General features: G+C 60.8%; 19 protein-coding genes. 8 read left to right on the top strand and 11 right to left on the bottom strand.

Going from position 1 to position 25,478, the window contains the following annotated elements; translation table 11 throughout:
• Positions 1–51: 51 nt before the first annotated feature.
• The 3 genes from J3361_RS00240 to J3361_RS00230 form a co-directional block, all read right to left on the bottom strand.
• Complete coding sequence (locus J3361_RS00240; protein ID WP_207961303.1) at positions 52–1,296, bottom strand: lipoprotein-releasing ABC transporter permease subunit; 1,245 nt, start codon at positions 1,294–1,296, stop codon at positions 52–54.
• A gap of 63 nt (positions 1,297–1,359) precedes the next feature.
• Positions 1,360–2,043: a lipoprotein-releasing ABC transporter ATP-binding protein LolD gene (lolD, locus tag J3361_RS00235; protein WP_162843734.1), complete on the bottom strand. Its 684-nt coding sequence runs from the start codon at positions 2,041–2,043 to the stop codon at positions 1,360–1,362.
• 7 nt (positions 2,044–2,050) lie between these two features.
• The gene (locus tag J3361_RS00230; RefSeq protein ID WP_207961301.1) at positions 2,051–3,301 is read right to left on the bottom strand and encodes a lipoprotein-releasing ABC transporter permease subunit; all 1,251 of its coding nucleotides are present in this window, start codon (positions 3,299–3,301) and stop codon (positions 2,051–2,053) included.
• 94 nt (positions 3,302–3,395) lie between these two features.
• Between J3361_RS00230 and J3361_RS00225 the strand changes: the two genes are divergently transcribed.
• The gene (locus J3361_RS00225; RefSeq protein ID WP_207961299.1) at positions 3,396–3,992 is read left to right on the top strand and encodes a PilZ domain-containing protein; all 597 of its coding nucleotides are present in this window, start codon (positions 3,396–3,398) and stop codon (positions 3,990–3,992) included.
• The gene (locus tag J3361_RS00220) at positions 3,989–4,711 is read left to right on the top strand and encodes a glycerophosphodiester phosphodiesterase family protein (RefSeq protein ID WP_207961297.1); all 723 of its coding nucleotides are present in this window, start codon (positions 3,989–3,991) and stop codon (positions 4,709–4,711) included. Before J3361_RS00225 ends, J3361_RS00220 begins: the two co-directional genes overlap by 4 nt.
• Positions 4,712–4,753: 42 nt before the next feature.
• Here J3361_RS00220 and sthA read toward each other — a convergent pair whose 3' ends face one another.
• Complete coding sequence (sthA, locus tag J3361_RS00215) at positions 4,754–6,148, bottom strand: Si-specific NAD(P)(+) transhydrogenase (protein WP_003183399.1); 1,395 nt, start codon at positions 6,146–6,148, stop codon at positions 4,754–4,756.
• Positions 6,149–6,674: 526 nt separating this feature from the next.
• Positions 6,675–7,664, bottom strand: coding sequence for an FAD:protein FMN transferase (locus tag J3361_RS00210; protein ID WP_207961296.1), 990 nt, complete (start codon positions 7,662–7,664; stop codon positions 6,675–6,677).
• Between the two features lie 275 nt (positions 7,665–7,939).
• Between J3361_RS00210 and J3361_RS00205 the strand changes: the two genes are divergently transcribed.
• Positions 7,940–9,238 (top strand): MFS transporter, encoded by a 1,299-nt coding sequence (locus tag J3361_RS00205; protein WP_207961294.1) that lies wholly within the window; start codon positions 7,940–7,942, stop codon positions 9,236–9,238.
• A gap of 154 nt (positions 9,239–9,392) precedes the next feature.
• Here the strand turns inward: J3361_RS00205 and J3361_RS00200 are convergent, their stop codons facing one another.
• Complete coding sequence (locus J3361_RS00200; RefSeq protein WP_186705223.1) at positions 9,393–10,856, bottom strand: glyceraldehyde-3-phosphate dehydrogenase; 1,464 nt, start codon at positions 10,854–10,856, stop codon at positions 9,393–9,395.
• Positions 10,857–11,024: 168 nt separating this feature from the next.
• Between J3361_RS00200 and mfd the strand changes: the two genes are divergently transcribed.
• The 3 genes from mfd to J3361_RS00185 are packed head-to-tail and all read left to right on the top strand — an operon-like array spanning position 11,025 to position 17,756.
• Complete coding sequence (mfd, locus tag J3361_RS00195; RefSeq protein ID WP_207961291.1) at positions 11,025–14,474, top strand: transcription-repair coupling factor; 3,450 nt, start codon at positions 11,025–11,027, stop codon at positions 14,472–14,474.
• Between the two features lie 10 nt (positions 14,475–14,484).
• Positions 14,485–15,051, top strand: coding sequence for a CsiV family protein (locus J3361_RS00190; protein WP_207961289.1), 567 nt, complete (start codon positions 14,485–14,487; stop codon positions 15,049–15,051).
• A gap of 11 nt (positions 15,052–15,062) precedes the next feature.
• Positions 15,063–17,756: a DEAD/DEAH box helicase gene (locus tag J3361_RS00185; RefSeq protein WP_207961287.1), complete on the top strand. Its 2,694-nt coding sequence runs from the start codon at positions 15,063–15,065 to the stop codon at positions 17,754–17,756.
• Between the two features lie 140 nt (positions 17,757–17,896).
• Here the strand turns inward: J3361_RS00185 and J3361_RS00180 are convergent, their stop codons facing one another.
• The 3 genes from J3361_RS00180 to J3361_RS00170 all read right to left on the bottom strand — a co-directional run bounded on the left by J3361_RS00180 (position 17,897) and on the right by J3361_RS00170 (position 23,116).
• Entirely contained in the window at positions 17,897–21,187 is a 3,291-nt protein-coding gene (locus J3361_RS00180) for a DEAD/DEAH box helicase (RefSeq protein WP_207961285.1), read from the bottom strand.
• 41 nt (positions 21,188–21,228) lie between these two features.
• Complete coding sequence (gene nagZ / locus J3361_RS00175; protein WP_207961830.1) at positions 21,229–22,227, bottom strand: beta-N-acetylhexosaminidase; 999 nt, start codon at positions 22,225–22,227, stop codon at positions 21,229–21,231.
• A gap of 181 nt (positions 22,228–22,408) precedes the next feature.
• Positions 22,409–23,116, bottom strand: a complete 708-nt coding sequence (locus J3361_RS00170; protein WP_013692622.1) for a TetR/AcrR family transcriptional regulator — start codon at positions 23,114–23,116, stop codon at positions 22,409–22,411.
• A 241-nt stretch (positions 23,117–23,357) separates the two neighbouring features.
• Between J3361_RS00170 and lexA the strand changes: the two genes are divergently transcribed.
• Together lexA and sulA are read left to right on the top strand one after the other, a co-directional pair.
• The gene (gene lexA, locus J3361_RS00165; protein WP_207961283.1) at positions 23,358–23,966 is read left to right on the top strand and encodes a transcriptional repressor LexA; all 609 of its coding nucleotides are present in this window, start codon (positions 23,358–23,360) and stop codon (positions 23,964–23,966) included.
• Positions 23,967–23,976: 10 nt separating this feature from the next.
• Positions 23,977–24,450 carry an SOS-induced cell division inhibitor SulA gene (gene sulA, locus J3361_RS00160; RefSeq protein ID WP_207961281.1) on the top strand — a complete coding sequence of 158 codons (474 nt, stop codon included), beginning with the start codon at positions 23,977–23,979 and terminating at the stop codon, positions 24,448–24,450.
• 71 nt (positions 24,451–24,521) lie between these two features.
• On the opposite strand, the gene J3361_RS00155 is transcribed toward sulA, so the two are convergent.
• Both J3361_RS00155 and J3361_RS00150 read right to left on the bottom strand, forming a co-directional pair.
• Positions 24,522–24,755 carry a hypothetical protein gene (locus J3361_RS00155; protein ID WP_003183419.1) on the bottom strand — a complete coding sequence of 78 codons (234 nt, stop codon included), beginning with the start codon at positions 24,753–24,755 and terminating at the stop codon, positions 24,522–24,524.
• A gap of 106 nt (positions 24,756–24,861) precedes the next feature.
• Entirely contained in the window at positions 24,862–25,386 is a 525-nt protein-coding gene (locus J3361_RS00150) for a DUF6586 family protein (RefSeq protein WP_122567942.1), read from the bottom strand.
• Positions 25,387–25,478 lie beyond the last annotated feature (92 nt).

The following is a 25,478-nucleotide window of genomic DNA, read 5'->3' as shown; positions in this document are numbered from 1 at the left end:
CGCGGGCAAGCCTTGCTCCCACAGCGGAGAACCACAGCGATCTGCGCCGTATCAGGAATACCGCAACGCCTGCGCCGGTTCGATCTTCGCCGCGCGCCACGCCGGGTAGACGGTGGCGAGGAAGCTCAGGATGAACCCGGCCGAGCAGATCAGCACCACGTCGCCACGCTGCAGCTCCGATGGCAGGTTGCTGACGAAGTACACGTCGGAACTGAAGATGTGCTGGCCACTGACCCGTTCCAGCCAACCCACCAGCGCACTGACATTCAACGCCGCGATCACGCCCAGCACGCCACCGATCAGCGTGCCGACGACGCCGATCACCGTGCCCTGGACCATGAAGATCGCCATGATCTGCCGCGGCGTGGCGCCGATGGTGCGCAGGATCGCGATGTCCGCGCCCTTGTCGTTCACCACCATGATCAGGGTCGCGATGATGTTGAACGCCGCCACCGCGACGATCATCAGCAACAGCAAGCCAATCATGGTCTTTTCCATTTTCATGGCGCTGAACAGACTGCCCTGGGTGTGGGTCCAATCGTCAGACTTGTAACTCGCACCAAGACCGGTGGCGATGTCACCGGAGACCTTCGGCGCCGCGTACAAGTCTTTCACCGCCAGGCGCACGCTTTGCACCTGGTTCGGCTGCCAATGCTGCATTTGCGCGGCATCGGCCAGGTGAATCAGCGCCATGGAGCCGTCCAGCTCGGCACCGACCTTGAACACACCCACGACATTCAAGCGCTGCATGCGCGGGGTGATGCCGCCCGGCGCGGTGCTGATTTCCGGCACGATAAGGGTCAGCTTATCGCCCACGTTCAGGCGAAAGCGCCGAGCGGTGATCTCGCCGATCACCACGCCAAACTCGCCCGGCTTCAAGGCATCGAGACGTCCTTGGACAATATGCTGGGCAACGATGGACACCTTGCCTTCCTGGGCCGGGTCGATGCCGCTGATCTGGATCGGCTGCATCGAACCCTTATGGCTCAGCATGCCTTCCATCTCGGTAAACGGCACGGCGGCGGTGACCTCGGGATTTTTCAGCGCCGCGGCGGCCACCGGCTGCCAGTCGTCGATCGGATTGACGCCGACGATGGTGGCGTGGGGCACCATGCCGAGGATGCGCGAGCTCATTTCGCGCTGGAAGCCGTTCATCACCGACAAAACCACGATCATCGCCAGCACGCCCAGGGCGAGGCCGATCATCGAGGTCATGGAGATGAACGAAACAAAACGATTGCGGCGCTTGGCGCGGGTATAGCGCGTGCCGATGAAAATCGATAACGGTCTGAACATTCGCTGGGCACCGTATGCAAATAAAAGACCCGGCACTTGCAGCAAGTGCCGGGTTTCGGTCGGTCAGATGGGCGTCAGGCAACCTTCCTGCAAATGCAGGACGCGGTCCATCTGGCGGGCCAGGTTCATGTCGTGGGTCACCACCAGGAACGCTGTTCGCATCGAGGTGCTGAGCTCCAGCATCAAATCCTGAATGCCCTGGGCGGTGTGGGAGTCGAGGTTGCCGGTCGGCTCGTCGAGCATCACCAGGCCAGGCTTGTTGACCAGGGCCCGGGCAATCGCCACGCGCTGGCGTTCGCCGCCGGACAGCTCAGCCGGCTTGTGCTCCAGGCGATGCCCCAACCCTACCCGCTCCAGCAACGCCGTGGCGCGCTGACGAGCCTCGGGAATCGCCGTGCGGCCGATCAACAGCGGCATGCAGACGTTTTCCAGCGCGGTGAACTCTGGCAACAGGTGGTGGAACTGGTAGACGAAGCCCAGGGAACGGTTGCGCAGCAGGCCACGGGCCTTCTCATTCAGCGCCGAAAGCTCTTCGCCGGCCAGCCAGACGCTGCCGGCGGTCGGCGTATCCAGCCCGCCCAGCAGGTTGAGCAAGGTACTTTTGCCCGACCCGGAGGTGCCGACAATCGCCACGCGCTCGCCAGGATGCAACTCCAGTTGCAGGCCCGACAACACCACCACCGACTCCGGGCCTTCCTCGTAGGATTTGCCCAGGTTGCGGCAGCTCAAGATTGCTTTTTCACTCATGCCCGACTCACTCATAACGTAACGCCTCCGCAGGCTGGGTGCGCGCGGCACGCCAGGCAGGATACAGGGTGGCGAGGAAACTCAGGACCAACGCGGCGCCGCAGACCATCAACACGTCATCGGACTGCAACTGCGATGGCAGGTAGTCGATGAAGTACACGTCGGCGTTGAGGAACTTATGCCCGATCAGGCCTTCGAGGCCGGCGATCGCGGCGCTGACATTCAGCGCGGCGAACATGCCGACCAAAGCGCCGACGAACGTACCGATCACGCCGATGACGGTGCCCTGGACCATGAAGATCCGCATGATCTGCCCCGGCGTGGCGCCGAGGGTGCGCAGGATCGCGATGTCGCCCTTCTTGTCGTTCACCACCATCACCAGCGTGGAGATGATGTTGAACGCCGCCACGGCGACGATTAGCAACAGCAGCAGGCCGATCATGGCTTTTTCCATACGGATCGCCTGGTACAGGTTGCCGTGGGTGCGGGTCCAGTCCCGGGCGTAGTAGCGGTCTTCGCCGAGCTGCTGGGCGATGGTCCAGGCCACACGCGGGGCCTGGAACAGATCGTCGAACTTCAAGCGCAGGCCCTGCACCTGATCCGGTTTCCAGCGATGCAGGCGGGCCAGGTCCTGGAGATTGGTCACGCCCAGGTAGCCGTCCAGCTCGCCAGCGCCGACATGGAAAATGCCGACCACGGTAAAGCGCTTCATGCGCGGGAACATGCCGCCTGGGGTCACGGTGACTTCCGGCGCAACGAACGTCAGCTTGTCGCCGATGGCCACGCCGAGCTTCGCCGCGGCCTTGTCGCCGATGACGATGCCGAAGCTGCCGGGGGCCAAGTCGTCGAGTTTGCCCTGCTTCATGAAGTTGTCGATGATCGACACCTGCCGTTCCAGGCCAGGGTCGATGCCATTGAGCAACACCTTGGACACCTTGCCGTCGTTGGTCAGCAGCCCCTGCATCTGGGTGAAGGGCGCCACGGCCAGCACCTGCGGGTTCTGCTTGACCTTGGCGGCCAGGCTCGGCCAATCGCTGATGGCTTCGCCGGTTTCGAGGGTCGCGTGGGGCACCATGCCCAGCACGCGGGTGCGCATCTCATGGTCGAAGCCGTTCATCACCGACAGTACGACAATCATCACGACCACGCCGAGGGCGAGACCGATGATGGAGGTCAGGGAAATGAACGATACAAAATGATTGCGACGCTTTGCACGGGTATAACGCGTGCCGATAAATACGAAGAGAGGTCTGAACATGTCGGGGCTTGTTCGGAGGGAAAAGGAACGTCCTTGTGGCGGGGGTCACAAACCAGCTTTACACTCAGACCACCGCCGCTACCATGGGTTCGCCATGTCGACATTAGATGAAGAAGATCGCCGCGAATACTACCGTATCGAGGACACGATCGCACTGGAAATTCGGCCCCTGTCCATTCCTGAAGCTGCTGGCCAGGAAGTGTTGCAGGATGCTTCTCCATTGTTCAATCTGCTCAGCGAACTGCACCTGAGCGAATTCGAGTCGCAACACCTGCTGCGCCAGATCAGCGAGCGCGAACGCAGCATCGCGGCATACCTCAAGGCGATGAACAAACGCATCGACCTGCTCAGCCAGGTCATTGCCCTGACGGTGCTCGGCGAAATCGGCGAACCGCAGCCGGTGATCATTTCCGAAGGCGGCATCGACTTCCAATACCCCACCCCCATTGCCGTCGGCGCACACTTGTCGATCAAGCTGGTGCTGATGCCCCAAGCCCTCGGCTTGCTGCTTCGGGCGCGGGTCACCCACTGCGACCCCAAGGGCGACGGCTACGACGTGGGCACCGAGTTCGAACGTCCGACCGACGCCCAGCGCCAGTTGCTGGCCCGCTACATCCTGCAGAAACAGGCGCAAGAACGGCGCCTGGCGCGGGAACTGAACGAATCAGGTATCAATAAGGAAGAACCGTGACCCTCATTTATGGCCACCGCGGCGCCAAGGGCGAAGCGCCGGAAAACACCCTGACCGGTTTTCAGGAGTGCCTCAAGCACGGCGTACGCCGTTGCGAGCTGGACTTGCACCTGTCCATGGACGGCGAGTTGATGGTGATCCACGACCCGACCCTCAAGCGCACCACCGATCGCCGGGGCAAGGTGGTCGAACATACCGCCGCCGAGCTGGTGACCTACGATGCGCGCAAGGGTGGCCCGGGCTGGATCAAGCCGTGCCCGATCCCACGCCTTGAAGAGCTGTTCGAGCAGTGTGATTTCGAGCACTGGCAACTGGAGGTCAAGAGCGCCTCACGCACCCGCGCCGCTGCCACGGTGCTGGGCATCCGCGAAATGGCCCAGCGTTTCGGGCTGCTGGACAAAATCACCATCACCTCCAGCTCCCGGGAAGTGCTCAAGGCCGCCTTGGACCTGACCCCGGACATTTCCCGCGGATTGGTGGCCGAATACGCCTGGCTCGACCCGCTGAAGGTCGCCCAGAGTTATGGCTGCGAGATTCTGGCGCTGAACTGGACCTTGTGCACGCCGGAACGCCTGGCCAAGGCCCAGCGCCAAGGCTTGCATGTGTCGGTGTGGACGGTCAACGAGCCCGCGCTGATGCGCAGGCTCGCCGACTTTGGCGCTGACAGCCTGATTACAGACTTTCCCGGTTTGGCCACTGCCACCCTCGAGAATTGCTGAAATCGGTCTCCCCGGCCGGCTCAGGCCACCGGCCGGAGCCGCTCAAAAAAGCCGGTTGAGCCCGTCATAGGCGGCTACCCGATAGGCTTCGGCCATGGTCGGGTAGTTGAACGTGGTGTTGACGAAGTACTTCAGCGTGTTCAGTTCGCCCGGCTGGTTCATGATCGCCTGGCCGATGTGGACGATCTCCGACGCCTGGTAGCCGAAGCAGTGCACGCCCAGCACTTCCAGGGTCTCGCGGTGGAACAGGATCTTCAGCATGCCTTGCGGCTCGCCGGCAATCTGCGCGCGCGCCATGCTCTTGAAGAACGCCTTGCCCACTTCGTACGGCACCTTGGCCTGGGTCAGCTCCTGCTCGTTCTTGCCGATCGAGCTGATCTCCGGAATGGTGTAGATGCCGGTCGGCACGTCGTTGACGAAGCGCCAGCTGCCGTTGTCGACAATGCTGCCGGCGGCCGAACGACCCTGGTCGTGGGCGGCACTGGCCAGGCTCGGCCAGCCGATCACGTCACCGGCACCGTAGATGTTCGGCACGCAGGTGCGGTAGTTCTCGTCGACTTCGATCTGGCCACGGCTGTTGACCTTCACGCCGATGTTTTCCAGGCCCAGGGTGTCGGTGTTGCCGGTACGGCCGTTACACCAGAGCAAGGCGTCGGCCTTGATCTTCTTGCCGGACTTGAGATGCAGGATGACGCCATTGTCGACGCCTTCGACGCGGTCGTAGTCTTCGTTGTGGCGCACGGTGATGTTGTTGTTGCTGAAGTGATAGCTCAGGGCCTGGGAGATTTCCGAGTCCAGGAAGCTCAGCAACTGGCCACGGTTGTCCACCAGCTCCACCAGCACACCCAGGCCGCTGAAGATCGAGGCATATTCGCAACCGATCACGCCGGCACCGTAGACGATGAGCTTACGCGGGGTGTGACCCAGGCTCAGGATGGTGTCGCTATCGTAGATCCGCGCATGGTTGAAATCGATATCGGCGGGGCGATACGGGCGCGAGCCAGTGGCGATGATGATGTGCTTGGCCACCAGCTTCTCGACCACGCCGTTGCCACAGACCACTTCGACCGTCTGCTCGTCGGCAAAGCTGCCGGTGCCGAAGAACACGTCCACGCGGTTGCGGGCGTAGTAGCCGGTACGCGAGGCCACTTGCTTGGAGATGACCTTCTCGGCGCTCTTGAGCACGTCCGGGAAGGAGAACCAGCGCGGCTCGCCGATGGCCCGGAACATCGGGTTGGTGTTGAACTGCATGATCTGCCGGACCGAGTGACGCAAGGCCTTGGACGGGATGGTACCCAAGTGGGTGCAGTTGCCGCCGACCTGCCGACGGCTGTCGACCATCGCCACCTTGCGCCCTGCCTTGGCCGCGTTCATTGCCGCGCCTTCCCCCGCCGGGCCGGAGCCCAGTACCACCACGTCGTAGTTGTAGACAGCCATGCGTACTCCTCAGAACAGGCCGCGATGCCACGCTTGGCACCCACGGCTAAATCATGCCGGCCGGCGGCATGAAGGAACAATTTTAGGCCGGTTCACGCGCCCGGCCACAGTCTATAGAAGCGTCAACGCCGCGCACATTACCCCTTGGTCGCGCCGTAGGCTAGGGGGCGTTCTCAATTAGTTTCCCCACCGCGTTGTGCCTTAAAGCGGGCCAGGCAAGGCGCAGGCCGCTGGGAATGGTGTTCCCTTTCCAAGGCCTGCAACGCAGCATGGCCCGCTTTAAGGCGCAACCCGGCGCGGTGGGGAAACTAATTGAGAACGCCCCCTTTGCCTGCGCTATTTCGCCACAGGTAGGCTTTCAGTACCCTGTCATTGCATGACACTGATCTCAAGTACGCTTGGATCATCGTGGCGAGGGAGCTTGCTCCCGCTGGGGTGCGTAGCGGCCCCCTTTTGTGAGCGCTTCGCACTCAGGCGGGAGCAAGCTCCCTCGCCACGGGTTTATTGGTGAATGACATTTCGGTGTTCATTGGTTCTTTCCACGGGTCATCCGCTCAAAGGTTTCATTGGTGCGAACGACGAAACGGTCGTTGTCCCGCAATACGAAAAATACCCCGATGTCATGCTTCTGGGCATAGTCCCAACCCCGTTCAGGACCGAGAATCAGCAACAGCGTCGATAGTCCATCGGCCATCATCGCCGAAGGATGAATCACAGTGACGGACGCCAGGTTGTGTAGGACCGGCGCACCAGTACGTCCATCAAAGGTGTGGGAATAACGCTGACCACCCTGTTCGAAATATTTACGGTAGTCACCCGAGGTGGAAACCCCGTAGCCGTTGACCTCGATGATACGCTCAGCCACTTGCCGGTCATCCCGAGGCTCCTCCAGGGCGATGCGCCAGGCCGAACCATCGGGCTTATGCCCGGCGGCCTTGAGTTCGCCAGTGGCTTCGGCCAGGTAACTGTCGATGCCCAGGGCCTGGAGCCTGGCGGCGATGCGGTCGACGGCATGACCGGCGGCGATACTGTTGAAGTCGACTTCCACCGCCGCATCCTTGCACAACCGGTCGCCCTCGATGCGCAAATGGCCATGACCGACGCGCTGGCGTACCAAGGCCAACGCTTCGGCGCTGGGTACTGTTTCTGCGCGGGACTGAGGACCGAAGCCCCACAGGTTCAACAATGGCTCCACCGTCAGGTCGAAGGAGCCATCGCTTTGGACCGACAATTGCTCGCCCACGCGGATCAACGCCAGGACCGGGCCAGGCATGACCTGGCAACTGTTGGCCGGCAGTGCATTGAAGCGCTCGACGTCCGAGTCGCTGCGATAGGTCGAGAGTTGCCGGTCCACTTCGGCGAGGATGTTTTCTACCTCGGCCTGCACCGTTTTCGGACCCGGTCCGGCGGAATGCCTGACGTACTGGATGGAATAGTGACTGCCCATGGTCGGGCCGTCGAAACGCTCCAAGGTGTCGCCACCGCCGCAACCGGACAACACGGCTGCCAACACCACAAGGCCTATCCATCGTCCAGTTAACAAATCTTCATCCCCCCTCAAAACCGCGCCCGCCATTATGAACGCCAGCGCACGCAAAAACTGTGGGAGCCAATGGAGCCCTGTGGGAGCAAAGCTTGCTCGCGATGCAGGCGACACGGTTCAACTGCAAGACCGCGTCATCGTTTATCGCGAGCAAGCTTTGCTCCCACAGGTTCTTACAGGCCTTCATAAGACTCCCCACAGGGATTGCAGCGCTTTCATACAAGATTTACCAGAGTGAGTACCAACCCATGTCTTCCAATACGAGCAACGGCAAGGCGATTTTTCGCGTTGTCAGCGGCAACTTCCTGGAGATGTTCGACTTCATGGTCTACGGCTTCTACGCCACGGCCATCGCCAAGACGTTCTTCCCCGCCGACAGTGCGTTCGCCTCGCTGATGCTGTCCCTGGCCACGTTCGGCGCCGGGTTCCTGATGCGCCCCCTTGGGGCGATTTTTCTCGGCGCCTACATCGACCGCCACGGCCGTCGCAAAGGCTTGATCATCACCCTGGTGCTGATGGCCATGGGCACCATACTGATCGCCTGCGTGCCGGGCTATGCCGTCCTCGGCGTGGCGGCGCCCTTGCTGGTGCTGCTCGGCCGCTTGCTGCAAGGTTTCTCCGCTGGTGTGGAATTGGGTGGCGTATCGGTTTACCTGGCGGAGATCTCCACGCCGGGGCGCAAGGGTTTCTTTGTCAGTTGGCAATCCGCCAGCCAGCAGGCCGCCGTGGTGTTTGCCGGTCTGCTGGGGGTTGGCCTCAATCACTGGCTGAGCCCCCAGGAAATGGGGGATTGGGGCTGGCGCGTACCGTTCCTGGTGGGTTGCATGATTGTCCCGGCGATCTTCATGATCCGTCGCTCATTGGAAGAAACACCTGAGTTCCAAGCGCGAAAACATCGCCCCAGCCTGTCGGAAATTATCCGCTCTATCGGCCAGAACTTCGGCATCGTCCTGGCCGGCATGGCGCTGGTGGTGATGACCACCGTGTCGTTCTATTTGATCACCGCCTACACACCGACCTTCGGCAAGGCCGAGTTGAACCTGTCGGACCTGGACGCGCTGCTGGTCACGGTGTGCATCGGCTTGTCGAATTTTTTCTGGCTGCCAGTGATGGGGGCGTTTTCCGACAAGATCGGACGCAAACCCCTGCTGCTCGGTGCGACCGTCCTGGCGATCCTGACCGCTTATCCGGCCCTGTCCTGGCTGGTGGCGAACCCCAGTTTCAGCCATTTGCTGATCGTCGAGCTGTGGCTGTCGTTCCTGTATGGATCCTACAACGGTGCAATGGTCGTCGCCTTGACGGAAATCATGCCGGTCGAGGTGCGCACTACCGGGTTCTCCCTGGCCTACAGCCTGGCGACAGCGACGTTCGGCGGGTTTACCCCGGCGGCCTGTACGTATCTGATTCATGTATTGGATAACAAGGCCGCGCCGGGGATATGGCTCAGTGGTGCGGCGGTGCTGGGGTTGATCGCGACCTTGGTGCTGTTCAAGGGCAATCGGCATGAACTGCGGACAGCGCAGGCCTCTGTAGTAGGCGGCGCCTGACAGATCGCCTTCGCGAGCAAGCCCGCTCCCACAGTTTGTCCGCGTACATCCTGTGGGAGCGGGCTTGCTCGCGAAGAGGCCGGCCCAGCCAACACAAACCTCCAGATACAAAAACGCCCCGACAAGTCGGGGCGTTTTCACAAGCGGCTAACGCTTAGCGCGGGAACGCTGGCGGGTTTACCCCGGCCATGTCTTCCATCACGCGAACCACCTGGCAGCTGTAACCGAATTCGTTGTCGTACCAGACGTACAGAACAACGCGGTTGTCTTGGCTGATGGTGGCTTCAGCATCCACCACACCGGCGTGGCGCGAGCCCACGAAGTCGGTGGACACCACTTCCTGGGAATTGACGAAGTCGATCTGCTTGTGCAGGTCGGAGTGCAGCGCCATGTAGCGCAGGTACTCGTTCATCTCTTCGCGAGTGGCGGCTTTCTCAAGGTTCAGGTTGAGAATGGCCATCGACACGTTCGGCGTCGGCACGCGGATCGCGTTGCCGGTCAGCTTGCCGGCCAGTTCAGGCAGGGCCTTGGCGGCGGCGGTGGCGGCACCGGTCTCGGTGATGACCATGTTCAGCGCGGCGCTGCGGCCACGGCGATCGCCTTTGTGGAAGTTGTCGATCAGGTTCTGGTCGTTGGTGTACGAGTGAACGGTTTCAACGTGACCGTTGACGATGCCGAACTTGTCGTTCACGGCCTTGAGCACCGGCACGATGGCGTTGGTGGTGCAAGAGGCGGCGGAAACGATCTTGTCGTCAGCGGTGATTTCGCCGTGGTTGATGCCGTGAACGATATTCTTCAGCTTGCCCTTGCCAGGTGCTGTCAGGACAACGCGATCGACACCTGGGCAGGCCAGGTGCTGGCCCAGGCCATCGGCGTCACGCCATACACCGGTGTTATCCACCAGCAGTGCGTCCTTGATCCCGTACTGGGTGTAATCCACCTCGGTCGGGTTCTTCGCGTAGATCACCTGGATCAGGTTACCGTTGGCGGTGATGGTGTTGTTTTCTTCGTCGATGGTGATGGTGCCATTGAACGAACCATGGACCGAATCGCGACGCAGCAGGCTGGCGCGCTTGGTCAGGTCATTCTCGGCGCCCTTGCGCACCACGATGGCCCGCAGGCGCAGGCCGTCGCCACCACCGGTTTTTTCGATCAGGATGCGCGCCAGCAGACGACCGATACGACCGAAGCCGTACAGGACCACGTCAGTGCCTTTGCGAGCCGAAACGTTCTGCTGGCCAACCACATCAGCCATCTCTTCACGCACGAACTGCTCGGCGCTACGGCCATTGCCTTCGTTACGGAATTTGAACGCCAACTTGCCCAGATCCACCGAAGCCGCGCCGAGCTTGAGCTCGCTCATGGCTTTGAGCAGGGGGAATGTTTCGTGGACGGAGAGTTCGCTGTCGTCGGAAGAACGGTGGCGAGCAAAGCGGTGGGCTTTGAGGATCGCGATGACAGACTGGTTGATCAGGCTGCGGCCATAGATCGAGCTCACCACGTTGTTATTGCGGTAGAGCTGACCGATGAGAGGGATCATCGCTTCGGCGAGCGCTTCACGATCAATCCATTCACCAAGACACTGGTCGGGCTTCTGAGTCACGGTAACCTTCCACATGTAGGGGCTGAAAAAAGGGGCTACATTATGCCGCCGAGTCCTCTGCGGAGCAATGCGCGCCCGTCGCGCCGTGGTTTTCCTGCCTGCCTGGGTAGTCTGCGACTGACAGCAGCCCCCTTCCCCCGCTACAATTGTCGACTTTGTCGCAATGCTGGAGCTCAATCTTCCGTGCCCGTTCTGCGTCTTCCGCTTCTCCCTGCCGCGGCAGGTAAACAGCACTGGGGCAACCTGCCCGGTGCCGCCCTGAGCCTGGCCATCGCCGAGGCTGCCAGCGCTGCAAAGCGTTTCACCCTGCTGCTGACCGCCGACAGCCAAAGCGCCGAACGGCTGGAACAGGAGCTGAGTTTCTTCGCTCCGGATTTGCCGGTCTTGCATTTCCCAGACTGGGAAACCCTGCCCTACGATCTGTTTTCGCCGCACCAGGACATCATTTCCCAGCGAATCGCCAGCCTTTATCGGCTGCCGGAGCTCAGTCATGGCGTTTTGGTAGTGCCGATCACCACGGCCCTACATCGCCTGGCACCGACCCAATTCCTGCTGGGCAGCAGCCTGGTGCTGGACATCGGCCAGAAGCTCGACGTAGAGCAGATGCGCACCCGTCTCGAGGCCAGTGGCTATCGTTGCGTCGACACGGTGTACGAACACGGCGAGTTCGCGGTGCGTGGCGCCTTGATCGACCTGTTCCCGATGGGCAGCAAATTGCCGTATCGCATCGACCTGTTCGATGACGAAATCGAAACCCTGCGCACCTTCGACCCGGAAAACCAGCGTTCCATCGACAAAGTGCAATCGATCCGACTGTTGCCGGCCAAGGAATTTCCGCTGCAGAAAGACGCCGTGACCCGCTTCAAGGCGCGTTTTCGCGAGCGCTTCGATGTGGATTTCCGTCGTTGCCCGATCTTCCAGGACCTGAGCAGCGGGATCACACCCGCCGGTATCGAGTACTACCTGCCGCTGTTTTTCGAAGAAACCTCCACCCTGTTCGATTATTTGCCTCAGGACACCCAGGTGTTTTCCCTGCCGGGCATCGAGCAAGCGGCGGAAAACTTCTGGAACGACGTGCGCAACCGTTACGAAGAGCGTCGCGTCGATCCGTCCCGACCTTTATTGCCGCCGGCCGAGCTGTTCCTGCCGGTGGAAGATTGCTTTGCCCGTCTCAAGAGTTGGCCGCGCGTGGTGGCGAGCCAGCAGGACGTGGAAACCGGCGTCGGCCGTGAACGCTTCCCGGCCAAGGCGTTGCCGGACCTGGCCATCGAAGCCAAGGCCACGCAACCTTTGGCGGCGCTTGCCGGATTCCTCGACGAATTCCCCGGGCGAGTGCTGTTCACCGCCGAATCCGCGGGTCGTCGCGAAGTGCTGCTGGAACTGCTCGAACGTTTGAAGCTGCGACCGAAGACCGTCGACAGCTGGCCGGACTTCGTTGCCGGCAAGGATCGCCTGGCGATCACCATCGCGCCGCTGAACGACGGCCTGGTCCTGGATGAGCCAGCCTTGGCGCTGGTGGCCGAAAGTCCTTTGTTCGGCCAGCGGGTCATGCAGCGCCGCCGTCGCGAGAAACGTGCCGACGCCGCCAACGACGCCGTCATCAAGAACCTCACCGAGCTGCGTGAAGGCGCGCCCGTGGTGCACATCGATCACGGCGTGGGTCGCTATCTGGGCCTGGCGACACTGGAAATCGACAACCAGGCCGCCGAGTTCCTGACCCTGGAATACGCCGAAGGCGCCAAGCTCTACGTGCCAGTGGCGAACCTGCACCTGATCGCTCGCTACACCGGCAGCGACGACGCCCTGGCCCCGCTGCATCGCCTGGGCTCGGAAACCTGGCAGAAAGCCAAGCGCAAGGCGGCCGAGCAGGTGCGCGACGTGGCCGCCGAACTGCTCGATATCTACGCCCGTCGCGCGGCTCGCGAGGGTTATGCCTTCGCCGATCCGAAAGCCGACTACGAAACCTTCAGCGCCGGTTTCCCGTTCGAAGAAACCGTCGACCAGCAGACCACCATCGAAGCCGTGCGCGCCGACATGCTCGCCCCCAAGCCCATGGACCGACTGGTGTGTGGCGACGTGGGCTTCGGCAAGACCGAAGTGGCGATGCGCGCCGCGTTCATTGCCGTGCACGGTGGCAAGCAGGTGGCGATCCTGGTCCCGACCACCCTGCTCGCCCAGCAGCACTACAACAGCTTCCGCGACCGCTTTGCCGATTGGCCGGTGACCGTGGAGGTCATGAGCCGTTTCAAATCCGCCAAGGAAGTGAACGCTGCCGTGGCCGACCTGGCCGAGGGCAAGATCGACATCGTCATCGGCACGCACAAACTGCTGCAGGACGATGTGAAGATCAAGAACCTGGGTCTGGTGATCATCGACGAAGAGCACCGTTTTGGCGTGCGCCAGAAGGAACAGCTCAAGGCCCTGCGCAGCGAAGTCGACATTCTGACCCTGACCGCCACGCCGATCCCACGCACGCTGAACATGGCGGTGTCGGGCATGCGCGACCTGTCGATCATCGCCACGCCGCCGGCCCGGCGCCTGTCGGTGCGCACCTTTGTCATGGAGCAGAACAAAAGCACGGTCAAGGAAGCCCTGCTGCGTGAGCTGCTGCGCGGCGGCCAGGTCTATTACCTGCACAATGACGTGAAGACCATCGAGAAATGTGCCGCCGACCTGGCCGAGCTGGTGCCGGAAGCACGTATCGGCATCGGCCACGGGCAGATGCGCGAACGTGAACTCGAACAGGTGATGAGCGACTTCTACCACAAGCGCTTCAACGTGCTGATCGCCTCGACCATCATCGAGACCGGTATCGACGTGCCGAGCGCCAACACCATCATCATCGAGCGCGCCGACAAATTCGGCCTGGCCCAGTTGCACCAGTTGCGCGGCCGGGTCGGTCGTAGCCACCACCAGGCCTATGCCTACCTGCTGACGCCACCGCGCCAGCAAATCACCCCGGATGCGGAAAAGCGCCTGGAAGCCATTGCCAACACCCAGGACCTCGGCGCCGGTTTCGTGCTGGCCACCAACGACCTGGAAATCCGTGGCGCCGGCGAATTGCTCGGCGATGGCCAGAGCGGCCAGATCCAGGCCGTCGGCTTCACGCTGTACATGGAGATGCTCGAGCGCGCGGTCAAGTCGATCCGCAAGGGCGAGCAGCCGAACCTCGACCAACCCCTGGGCGGCGGGCCGGAAATCAACCTGCGAGTACCGGCACTGATCCCGGAAGACTACCTGCCGGACGTCCACGCACGGCTGATCCTCTACAAACGCATCGCCTCGGCCAGCGACGAGGAAGGCCTCAAGGACCTGCAAGTGGAGATGATCGACCGTTTCGGCCTGCTGCCGGAACCGACCAAGAACCTGGTGCGCACCACGCTGCTCAAACTCAAGGCCGAGCAACTGGGCATCAAGAAAGTCGATGGCGGCCCCAACGGCGGCCGGATCGAGTTCGAAGCCCAGACGCCGGTCGACCCACTGGTGCTGATCAAGTTGATCCAGGGCCAGCCCAAACGCTACAAGTTCGAAGGCGCCACGATGTTCAAGTTCATGGTGCCCATGGAACGCGCGGAAGAGCGTTTCAATACCGTAGAGGCGCTGTTCGAGCGCCTCACTCCGACCACTGCTTGAAGGACGCCCCATGCGCCTGTTTCGCTCATTGACCTTGTTGTTGACCTTGGTCGCTCCCCTGGCGTTTGCCGACGACCTGTATCAGGTTGAAATGATTCTGGTGCGCCAGAACGCCGAGCCGGCGATTGTCAGCCGCGCCGCACCGGAAGACTGGGACGCCGGCGCGCAACGCCTGGGCGCGGACAGCCAGCGCACGCCGGCCCTGGGCAACATCGTCGAGAAACTCACCGCCAGCGGTCAATACACCGTGTTGATGCACAAGGCCTGGCAGCAGACGCTCGGTGAACAGGGGCGCAAAGTTGCCATCAGCGACGGCGCCGAACAGTTCGGGCAATTCCCCATCGAGGGCACCCTGGAACTGAAGCTGGGCCGTTTCACCGACGTGGATGCCGATTTCTGGATCAACCAGATCAACGCCAATGGCCTGGTCACCGCCAGCGAGCGCCTCAAGCAGCAGAGCCATACCAAGAATGGCCAACTGAATTTCCTCGACAACGGGCATCTTGGCCTGCTGATCAAGATAACCTCGTTGACCGCGCCCGCACCCCGGCAGGCACCTGAAGTCATTCCGGACTGATTGGCGCGCCTATGCCCTCGCCCCTGAGCAAACCCCTGGCACCTTCCTGGGTCAATCGATTCAAGGAACAGAGCCTGGAGCGCGGGCGCCGTTATGCGCTGGAAAACCGCGTCAGGATCGTCGAGGCCGGCGACAGCACCATCACCGCCAGTTGCGAAGGCTCTGGCGGTAACGTCTACCGTCAGACTATTCGCCTTAAGGAGTCAGCCAAGGGCGCGTTGATTCTGCTTGAAGCCGCTTGCTCCTGCCCGGTGCGTATCAACTGCAAGCACTGCGCGGCGGTGCTGCTGCAAGTCCAGGAAACCCTGGCCTACCCGGCCGCCGAAAAAGACGCGCAATTGCTGGAGAAACTCCAGGCGGTGCTGGACAACCGCAGCCCCAAGGCCCCGCCACAAGTGCTGGTGGACAACGTGCAACCGGTGCCGCGGCTGTGGCTGGCCAGCGTCGAGTTCAGCGCCTTCGAGCCGCGCAACGGCAAGATGCAACGCTATATCCAGCACCGCGCCGCGCTGTCCTTCAGCTATCTGGACGAGTACGTCAGTGGCCAGCGCAACACCGACGTGCTGATTCGCCAGGAAACCCAGACGTTGCGGATAAAACGCCACACCGATGTGGAACAGTCCTACCGCGAACAACTACGAATCCTCGGCTTCAAAGTCGCGACCCGACAAAGCAAGGCCCTGCCGGAAAGTGCCGGGGAACTGTACGAGATGGTCAATGACAGCGCCTGGCTGACGTTCACCCTCAACGACCTGCCGAAACTGCGCACCCAAGGCTGGGAGCTGCAGATTGACGAGGACTTTGGCTTTGACCTGACGGCGGTGGACGAATGGTATGCCACGGTCGAGGAAACACCGGAACGGGATTGGTTCGACCTGGAACTGGGGATCATCGTCAACGGCGAACGCCTGAGCCTGCTGCCGATCCTGTTGAACCTGATGCGCTCGCACATCGAATTGTTCAACCCGGAGCGCCTGGCCCGGCGCCGGGACGATGAACTGATCCTGGTCAACCTGCCCAACCGCCCGAACTCGGAGTTCGGCCCGCAGCAAGTCGCCCTGCCCTATGGCCGGCTAAAACCGGTGCTGGCGACCCTCGGCGAGTTCTACCTGCAAGAACCCGGCACCACCAAACTGCGCCTCAACAGCGCGGACGCCCTGCGCCTGAACCCGCTGCAAGACATGCCGTTGACCTGGGAGGGCGGCGAGCACATTCGCGGCCTGGCCCAACGCCTGCGGGACATCAAGGATTACACCGCCACCGCGCCCGAGGGCCTGAATGCGACGCTGCGGCCTTATCAACTTGAAGGCTTGAGCTGGATGCAATCGCTCAGGCAATTGGAGGTCGGTGGGATTCTCGCGGACGACATGGGGCTGGGCAAAACCCTACAGACCCTGGCGCACATTCTCAGCGAAAAAAACGCCGGGCGCCTCGACCGGCCGTGCATGGTGGTCATGCCCACTAGCCTGATTCCCAACTGGCTCGACGAAGCGTCCCACTTCACGCCGCAGCTCAAGGTCCTGGCGCTTTACGGTGCGGGGCGCAAAAAACATTTCGAACGGCTGGTGGATTACGACCTGATCCTCACCACTTATGCCCTGCTCCCCAAGGATGTCGAGCGCCTGAAAGCGCAGCCACTTCACGTCCTGATCCTCGATGAAGCCCAGTACATCAAGAACCCCACCAGCAAAGCCGCCCAGGCCGCGCGTGAGCTCAATGCGCGCCAGCGGCTGTGCCTGTCCGGCACGCCCCTGGAAAATCACCTGGGCGAATTGTGGTCGCTGTTTCACTTCCTGTTGCCGGGGTGGCTTGGGGACGTCAAGAGTTTCAACCGCGATTACCGTGTACCAATCGAAAAGCGCGGCAGCGATGTACGACTGCAACACCTCAACGGTCGGATAAAACCTTTCCTGCTGCGCAGGACCAAGGAGCAAGTGGCGACCGAGTTGCCACCCAAGACCGAGATCATCCATTGGGTCGAACTCAGCGACGCCCAGCGGGACGTCTACGAAACCATGCGCCTGGCGATGGACAAGAAGGTCCGCGACGAAATCACCCGCAAAGGCGTGGCCCGCAGCCAGATCATCATTCTCGAAGCCCTGCTGAAGCTGCGCCAGGTGTGTTGCGACCTGCGCCTGATCAACGACGCCACCCTGCCCGCCCGAGGCAGCACCTCGGGCAAGCTCGACAGCCTGATGGAAATGCTCGAAGAGCTATTTGAAGAAGGGCGCAGGGTGCTGCTGTTCTCTCAGTTCACGTCCATGTTGGCGCTGATTGAAGATGAACTGAAAAAACGCGGCGTCGACTATGCAATCCTGACCGGCCAGACCCGGGATCGACGCACGCCGGTCAAGGAGTTCCAGAGTGGCAAGCGTCAGATCTTTCTGATCAGCCTGAAGGCCGGAGGTGTAGGCCTGAACCTGACCGAGGCCGACACGGTGATTCACTACGACCCATGGTGGAACCCGGCCACCGAAAACCAGGCCACCGACCGCGCCTACCGCATCGGCCAGGAAAAACCGGTGTTCGTCTACAAGCTGATAGCCCGAGGCACGGTGGAAGAGAAAATCCAGCTGCTGCAAAAGGAAAAGTCCGATCTCGCGGCCGGCGTGCTGGACGGACGCGTGGCTGGCGATTGGAAATTGCAGAGCGACGACATCGAGGCGTTGTTCGCGCCGCTGCCGGACAAGCTCGAGAAGCGCTGACACTCCCCCAATCCTTGTGGCAGTCCTGTGGGAATGTGCAGCCCCCACAAAACCGGAGGCCCATCCCACTTCCAATGTGGGAGCGAGCCTGCTCGCGATGGCTGGCTATCAGGCGACATAGCCAGTGATGTGTCGGTGAATCAGACCTTGGGCAACGGCGCAAACAACGCTTCAATATCGCCCTGCTCAAGCTTCCACCCAGCCGTCGTGCCACCATCCAGCACACCGCCGGCCAACGCAGCCTTATCCTGCTGAAGGGCCTGTATCTTCTCTTCCACCGTACCCTTGGCAATCAGTTTGTAAACAAACACGGGTTTATTTTGGCCGATCCGATAAGCCCGATCGGTCGCCTGGTTTTCCACCGCCGGGTTCCACCACGGGTCGAAATGGATCACCGTGTCGGCGGCTGTCAAATTGAGCCCCGTACCGCCGGCCTTGAGGCTGATTAGAAACAGTGACACCTTGCCACTTTGAAAATCCCTCACCGGCGTGCGGCGATCCGTGGTGCTGCCGGTCAGCAACGAATAGGCAAGGCTGCGCTTTTGCAGTTCCTCCTCAATCAGGGCCAGCATCGAAGTGAACTGGGAAAACAGCAAAATCTTGCGCCCCTCGCTGAGCAACTCTTCGAGCATCTCCATCAAACTGACCAACTTGCCGCTGCCGGAACGTAGTGCTTTGGCGGTCTGTACGGTATTGAGCAACCGCAAGTCGCAGCAGACCTGGCGCAACTTGAGCAACGCATCGAGGATGATGATCTGGCTACGGGCCATGCCGCTGCGAGCAATTTCGTCGCGCACTTTCTTGTCCATGGCCACACGCACGGTTTCATAGACATCCCGCTGCCCGTCGCTGAGGTCGACCCAATGGACGATTTCAGTCTTGGGTGGCAGCTCAGTAGCGACTTGTTCCTTTTTGCGCCGCAGTAGAAACGGTTTTATCCGCGCCGTCAGGTGGCGCATTCGCTCGCTGTTGCCGTGTTTTTCGATCGGCGTCCGGTAGTCTCGGTTGAAGCTTTTGCTATCCCCCAACCAGCCAGGCAGGAGGAAATGAAACAGCGACCAGAGTTCGCCCAAGTGATTTTCCAACGGTGTTCCCGACAGGCACAACCGCTGGCGGGCGTTGAGTTCCCGTGCGGCTTGGGCAGCCTTGCTGGCGGGGTTCTTGATGTTCTGTGCCTCATCGAGAATCAGCACACTCCAGGCCTGGGGTTTCAGCACCTCCAGATCCCGCGGCAACAAGGCATAAGTCGTCAATACCAGATCGTACTGTGCAAGGCTGGCGAAATCTTTCTGACGGGCCGCGCCATGAAGCGCCACGACTTTGAGCTGCGGGGTAAAACGTGCCGCTTCGTCAAGCCAGTTGGGGATAAGGCTAGTAGGCATGACCGCCAACGCCGGGAGATCCAGGCGCCCGGCCTGCTTCTCGCAGAGCAGGTGGGCCAGGGTCTGCAAGGTTTTACCCAAGCCCATGTCATCGCCCAGGATGCCGCCGACTTCCAGCTCGCGCAGCGTCTGCATCCAGTTGAGCCCTTCGAGCTGATAAGGTCGTAGCGTGGCTTTGAGCCCTATCGGCGCCGGGACATGCACATGAGTCGACTCCTGCAATCGCTTGGCGAACGTGCGCAACCGCTCCCCGCCTTGCCAGGTCAACGGCACGCCCTCAAGCACATTCAACCTGGCCGCATCAAAGGTATCCAGCCGTATGGAGTCACCCCGGTGCTCCCTCATATACAACTCGCCAAGCGTTGCCATCAGCGGCTTGATCCGCCCATACGGCAGCGCGACCTTCACACCGGGACCCGCCATCAACTTTCCGCCATTGAGATCGAGCAACATCAACTGCTCGTCATTGCGCTGATCAAGATTGTCCGGAGCCATCAATTCAGGGCTTGAGCGAAGCAGATGAAGCAAAATCGGCAGCAAACTGTGCCGTTTGCCATCCACGACAATGCCCAGTTGTAAATCGAACCACTCCCGGCCGGGAGACTCCTCGATGTCAGCGTATAACTGCTCTACCGGTTGCAGATCGAAATGAAAGCCCGCTTCGATATCGATCTGCCAATTGGCGGCACGCAACTGAGGCAGGCCTTTATCCATGAATGCCAACCAGGCCGCGTCATCCGCCATTTGGAACCGCTCACCCCTGGTGTCCGCTAGCGCAAGACTTTTGCGATTGGCTTTCTTGAAACCTACCTTACGTAGAGCGGTACGAAAGGCTTGTTCGACATCCGGCTTACGCTGAATGCGCAAAATGTCGGTCCCGGACAGGATCGACAGTTCAGTGGGTGCTTTGTCGTCCGCCGCATGACCATCATAAATAAAGGTCAGTGCCGCGCGATGTTCCGGAACAGATTTCCAGTGCCGGAACTCGAGTGCACTTCCCAACGTCAACACCGCTCGCGGCTCGACACCTTCGATAATGCGCTCAGTCAGTTTTTTCGGAGGCGGGATAGGACGGTCTACAGCATTGATTCGATGACTGAAGAGCGCGACATCTCGAGCGGGTACCTCCGGCGCGAGGCATAAATGGCACGCCAATTTGTCGTCCATTTCATAGGACAGCCGGCCAAGCTCCTTGCGCGATAAATCCAGATAATAAAGCGGCTCAAGCACTAGGACGTTATCCAGTGTCTGATCGCCACTGCGCCACCGAGACCGATAGTTGCCATTGGCTTGCTCTGCCCAGAAAAACTCCGCATTTTTTAGCGGACCTGCACCCAATGGCTGCGGTGGGTCGCTATCCAGGAACAAGCGTGAGGACTGCAATGCCAGCGCCAGCACCTCAGCGCCACAGCGGCCCTGCAACGGGAAACAGTTCTGGCTATGATGATGCTGACTGCTGATAAGCAACTGAGCAATCTGCTTGTCGACCTCGGACATATAATTCGGAAAACGACTCAGCATGTCCGTCAGTTGGCTAAACGCTTTCACATCCTTCAGGGAACCATCATCGAGCTGGCGCCCCTTGAAGAGTTCTAAAATCCACCGCCCTAAGTGCGTATTCTTGAGCTTGTAGAAGATCCGGACATCGGCGTCTTTTTTACCGGGGAGCGAATCGGCGTCTCGCTCGGGGATAAACTTGATCCAGGTTTCAAGTTCGGAATTCAGGCGCTCGCCAGAAGAGGCGGCCTCCAATGCTTGCGGATTCCACATTAAATGGAACATGACGGCAGCGCAGTGCTTGCAGCTGTCACCTACCGGGCACGAACATTCGTAACGAACGTCGTCGTATCCTTGATAACGAGTGAGCGCGATCATCTGCTGATAGACATTATCGCCGCCACCCTCGCATTCGGCGTGAATCGATTGCTCATCTATCCGCAGTATCCGTACTCGCGCTCTCTCGGCGTAGTCGAACCCGCGCTCAAGGTAACGCTGATGGAAGGACTCTCCCCAATCACTCTCAAGAAGCGCCTCAATTGGCTGGGTCATGGGTACCGCCGATCATTACTCATACCAGTCACGACAATTCCTTAATCAATCAGCTGGGCAGCCCGCAGCGCGCCGAGCGCCGTCAGCCAGCGTGGATCCTGGCGGTATTCCGTGGAAGCGAAGGCCTGGCCGCGCATGCGGGCGATCCGCGCCGAAGGCTTGACCTTCAGGCGTTGGGCAGCGCTCAGGGCCAGCTCCGCGGCAGCGCGGTCATTACACACCAGGCCCATATCACAACCCGCCGTCAAGGCCGCCTCGATACGACTGGCAGCATCACCGACCACATGGGCCCCGGCCATCGACAGGTCATCACTGAAGATCACACCGTCAAATTGCAACTCGCCGCGCAGGATGTCCTGCAACCAACGGCGGGAAAAACCCGCTGGATTGGCGTCAACCTGCGGGTAGATGACATGGGCCGGCATGACCGCGGCCAGTTGTTTGCTGAGCTTGGCGAACGGCACCAGGTCGTTGGCGCGAATCTGCTCGAGGCTGCGCTCATCGTTCGGGATCGCCACATGGGAATCAGCCTCAGCCCAACCATGACCCGGGAAATGCTTGCCAGTGGCCGCCATCCCGGCGGCGCTCATGCCACGGATGAAGGCACCGGCCAGCAACGCTGCGCGCTCAGGGTCACCTTCGAAGGCACGGCTGCCGACGACGGCGCTGCGTTGGTAATCGAGGTCCAGCACCGGGGCAAAACTCAGGTCGAGACCGACCGCCAGCACTTCGGTGGCCATGATCCAGCCGCACTGCTCTGCCAGGTATTCGGCGTTCGGGTTGTCGGCTATCGCCCGCATCGCCGGCAACCGCACAAAGCCTTGGCGCAACCGTTGAACACGGCCGCCTTCCTGGTCCACCGCCAATAAAAGGTCGGGACGGATGGCACGGATCGACGCACTCAATTCGCGCACCTGACGTGGATGCTCGATATTGCGGGCAAAAATGATCAGGCCGCCTACCTCAGGCTGGCGCAACAGGTGACGATCCTCGGCCGTCAGCCAGGTACCGGCGACGTCCACCATCAACGAGCCTTGCAGGCCAGCAGTCATAGCATTTCCTTAATAACGATGAACCCGCGCGATGTCACGGACACAACCCTACCGCCAGGCCCAAGGCCCGGCAGGTCACGGTCATGCAATAAAATAGAACGGGTTAGAAACGGGAGTCGACATGGGCGGCTAGCTTAGCGGATGTAGACAGCCGCGCCCACCCATGCACTCAAGCCTTGGCCAGCGCCGGCGTCGATTTACTGCGTGGACGCAGTTGCGCGGCCGCCATGGCCTCATCGGTGACACCGCTTTCGGCACGCATGCCCGCCGCCAGGAACGGCACCATCAGGCGCATCACCTGCTCGATCGAGGTGTTCACGCCAAAATCGGTTTCAGCGATGGCCCGCAGCGCCTTGATGCCGGACATGCTAAACGCAGCGGCGCCAAGCATGAAGTGCACCCGCCAGAACAGCTCGATAGGCGGAATGCGCGGCGCGGCTTCGTTGACCAGCAGCATGTAGCGACGGAAGACCTTGCCATACATGTCTTCCAGGTAACGCCGCAGGTGCCCCTGGCTCTGGCTGAAGGCAAGGCCCAACAGGCGCATGAAAATGGAAAGGTCGTTACCGCTGCGCGGTTGCACGACGAGGGCTTGCTCGACCAGGATTTCCAGCAGCTCTTCCAGGGTTGGCTTGACGTCGGGCTTGGCCTGGCGCCGCTCCAGTTCGCGATCGAGGCTGAGGCAGAAAGGCCCGAGGAACCGCGAGAAAACCGCCTGGATCAAGGCTTTTTTCGAGCCGAAGTGATAATTCACCGCCGCCAGGTTCACCCCGGCCTTGCTGGTGATCAGACGCAACGAGGTTTCGGCGAAACCTTTTTCCGCGAACAACTGCTCGGCAGCATCGAGAATGCGTTCAACGGTTTCCGACTGGGCCATGGTTACTCCGCCTGACAAACACTTGTTTGAAACATACGTTTCAGCCTAGGGGTTGTCAAGCCTGCCGGGGCGTTTTGCGAACGCTCGGTCACGTATTTAACCACACCTTTTCACAGGCGGTAGCCCTGCCTCATCCAACGAACCGACCGACCGTCCAGCGGCCGGTAAAAAAAGGAGGATTGCCAAGTGGCGCCCACTGTATATAATCCCAGTCACTGTATAAAAAGACAGAGCGATCAATATGCTAAAGCTGACGCCACGCCAAGCAGAGATTCTGGCCTTCATCAAACGCTGCCTCGAAGACAACGGCTACCCGCCGACCCGTGCGGAAATCGCCCAGGAACTGGGTTTCAGGTCGCCCAACGCGGCTGAAGAACACCTCAAGGCGCTGGCGCGCAAGGGCGCGATCGAAATGACCCCGGGCGCATCCCGTGGCATTCGCATCCCCGGCTTCGAAGCCAAGGCCGACGAAACCACCCTGCCGATCATTGGCCGGGTAGCGGCAGGCGCACCGATCCTCGCCCAGCAGCATGTCGAGGAATCCTGCAACATCAACCCTTCGTTCTTTCATCCCCGGGCCGATTACCTGCTTCGTGTACACGGCATGAGCATGAAGGACATCGGTATTTTCGACGGCGACCTCTTGGCCGTCCACACCACTCGCGAAGCCCGCAATGGCCAGATCGTCGTGGCACGTATCGGCGACGAAGTGACCGTCAAGCGCTTCAAGCGCGACGGCAGCAAGGTCTGGCTCATCGCCGAGAACCCGGAGTTCGCCCCCATCGAAGTGAACTTGAAAGATCAGGACTTGGTCATCGAAGGCTTGAGCGTCGGCGTCATTCGCCGCTAAAGGAGGCTTTATGCAGTTCCCTCACGCACCACAACACACACAACTTCCGCTGTTCGAGGCATTCATGGCCCAACCGCTGGTTCCAGTCCTGAAAGAGGTCATCGAGTCGCCCTGGGGCGTCGAACCCGAGGCTTTCAGCGAACTGTCGTTACGTGGTGCGGCCGGAAACTGCCTGAACCTGCTGGCGCCGATACTGCGAGAACTCAGCCAGGACCAGGATGCGCGTTGGTTGACGCTGATCGCGCCACCGGCCAGCGTCACCCAGGCCTGGCTGCGGGATGCCGGTCTGAATCGTGAACGCATCCTGTTGCTGCAACCGCGGGGCACCCAGAGCGCCCAACAGTTGACCTGCGAAGCCTTGCGCCTGGGGCGTAGCCACACCGTGGTCAGCTGGCTCAATCCATTGACCGCGGCCGCACGGCAACAGTTGATCAGCGCCGCCCGTACCGGGGACGCACAAAGCCTGAATATTCGATTGGGCTAAGGCAAACACTGGGCTTCTCCAAGACAGAGAAGCCGGTCAGTCATATTTTTCAAAAAAGCCGACAGGCGGGATCAATGAAGGACCCGCGGCCCCTCTTCCTTGTTGAATTCGCCTTCAACCAGGCGACCGGCCATCTGGACGCCCACGCTCAGCATCGCCTTGGCGACTTCGACGTGTTGGCCTTGGAGGAACACCTTGGCATCTTCGGAGAAGTTCAGGGTAACCAGAGAACCTTCGTCCTCGGCCCTGCGCAGCTCGATGCGGCCATCAGGAAGTTCGACAATTTCTAGAAAGGACGTAGGCATAAAAGTCTGTTCTCCACGAAAGGCGAGGATTATATAGTCATCGGCCAGGCTCCGCTCGGGATCTTGACCAAGCGTTATCAACGAACGTAAAGGGCCGAAGGGAAACTCAGCACTCGTTCAACCCTTCACGAAAGCGTATCGCCAAGCTCTTGAGATTCTGGCGCCAGCTCTCCAGCTCTTCCCGGCTCAGCTCCTGCTCGGGATCCTGCTCGTCCAGATTGACCGCCACGATCAACGGCTGGGTCACGTCTCCCTTGGGCTTGCGCGGGGCTCGTGGCGGCTCGAACAACGCCGCATGGGCTGCCAACAGTTTCGCCAGCCAAGTTTCCGGGTTATGCGCCAGCTCGACCATTTCTGCCAATTCCGGGATGGCGATGGTTTCCAGCACTTCGCGAGTCAACAGCAGCTCGGCCCGCGCTGCATTCGCTTGAGGCAGGCGATAGAAACCGGCAATTTCATGGCACAACCCCAACAACGCACCGTATAGGTGAAACAGCGCGGATTCGCGTCCGGCCTGGAGCAGCGCCGGGGAATTCATCGCACGCCCGTCTTCGGCCCGGGTGAGCGCTTCGAGCGACAGACCGGCGAAATAGATTTTCTGATTGGTGCGGGTATAGAGTTCGTGGGCCATGGCGGCATCTCCCCAACGAAATGAAAGCTTCACGCAAGTGCGACAGTGTCGTGGATCAACCAAGGCCACTGCAAGCCAAAAACAAAAAGGCC

It is taken from the genome of Pseudomonas sp. OA65 (assembly GCF_017498305.1).
Lineage (GTDB): Bacteria > Pseudomonadota > Gammaproteobacteria > Pseudomonadales > Pseudomonadaceae > Aquipseudomonas > Aquipseudomonas zanjanensis.
The sequence above is the reverse complement of the archived record's forward strand: the minus strand, read 5'-3'. Positions and strand labels throughout refer to the sequence as shown.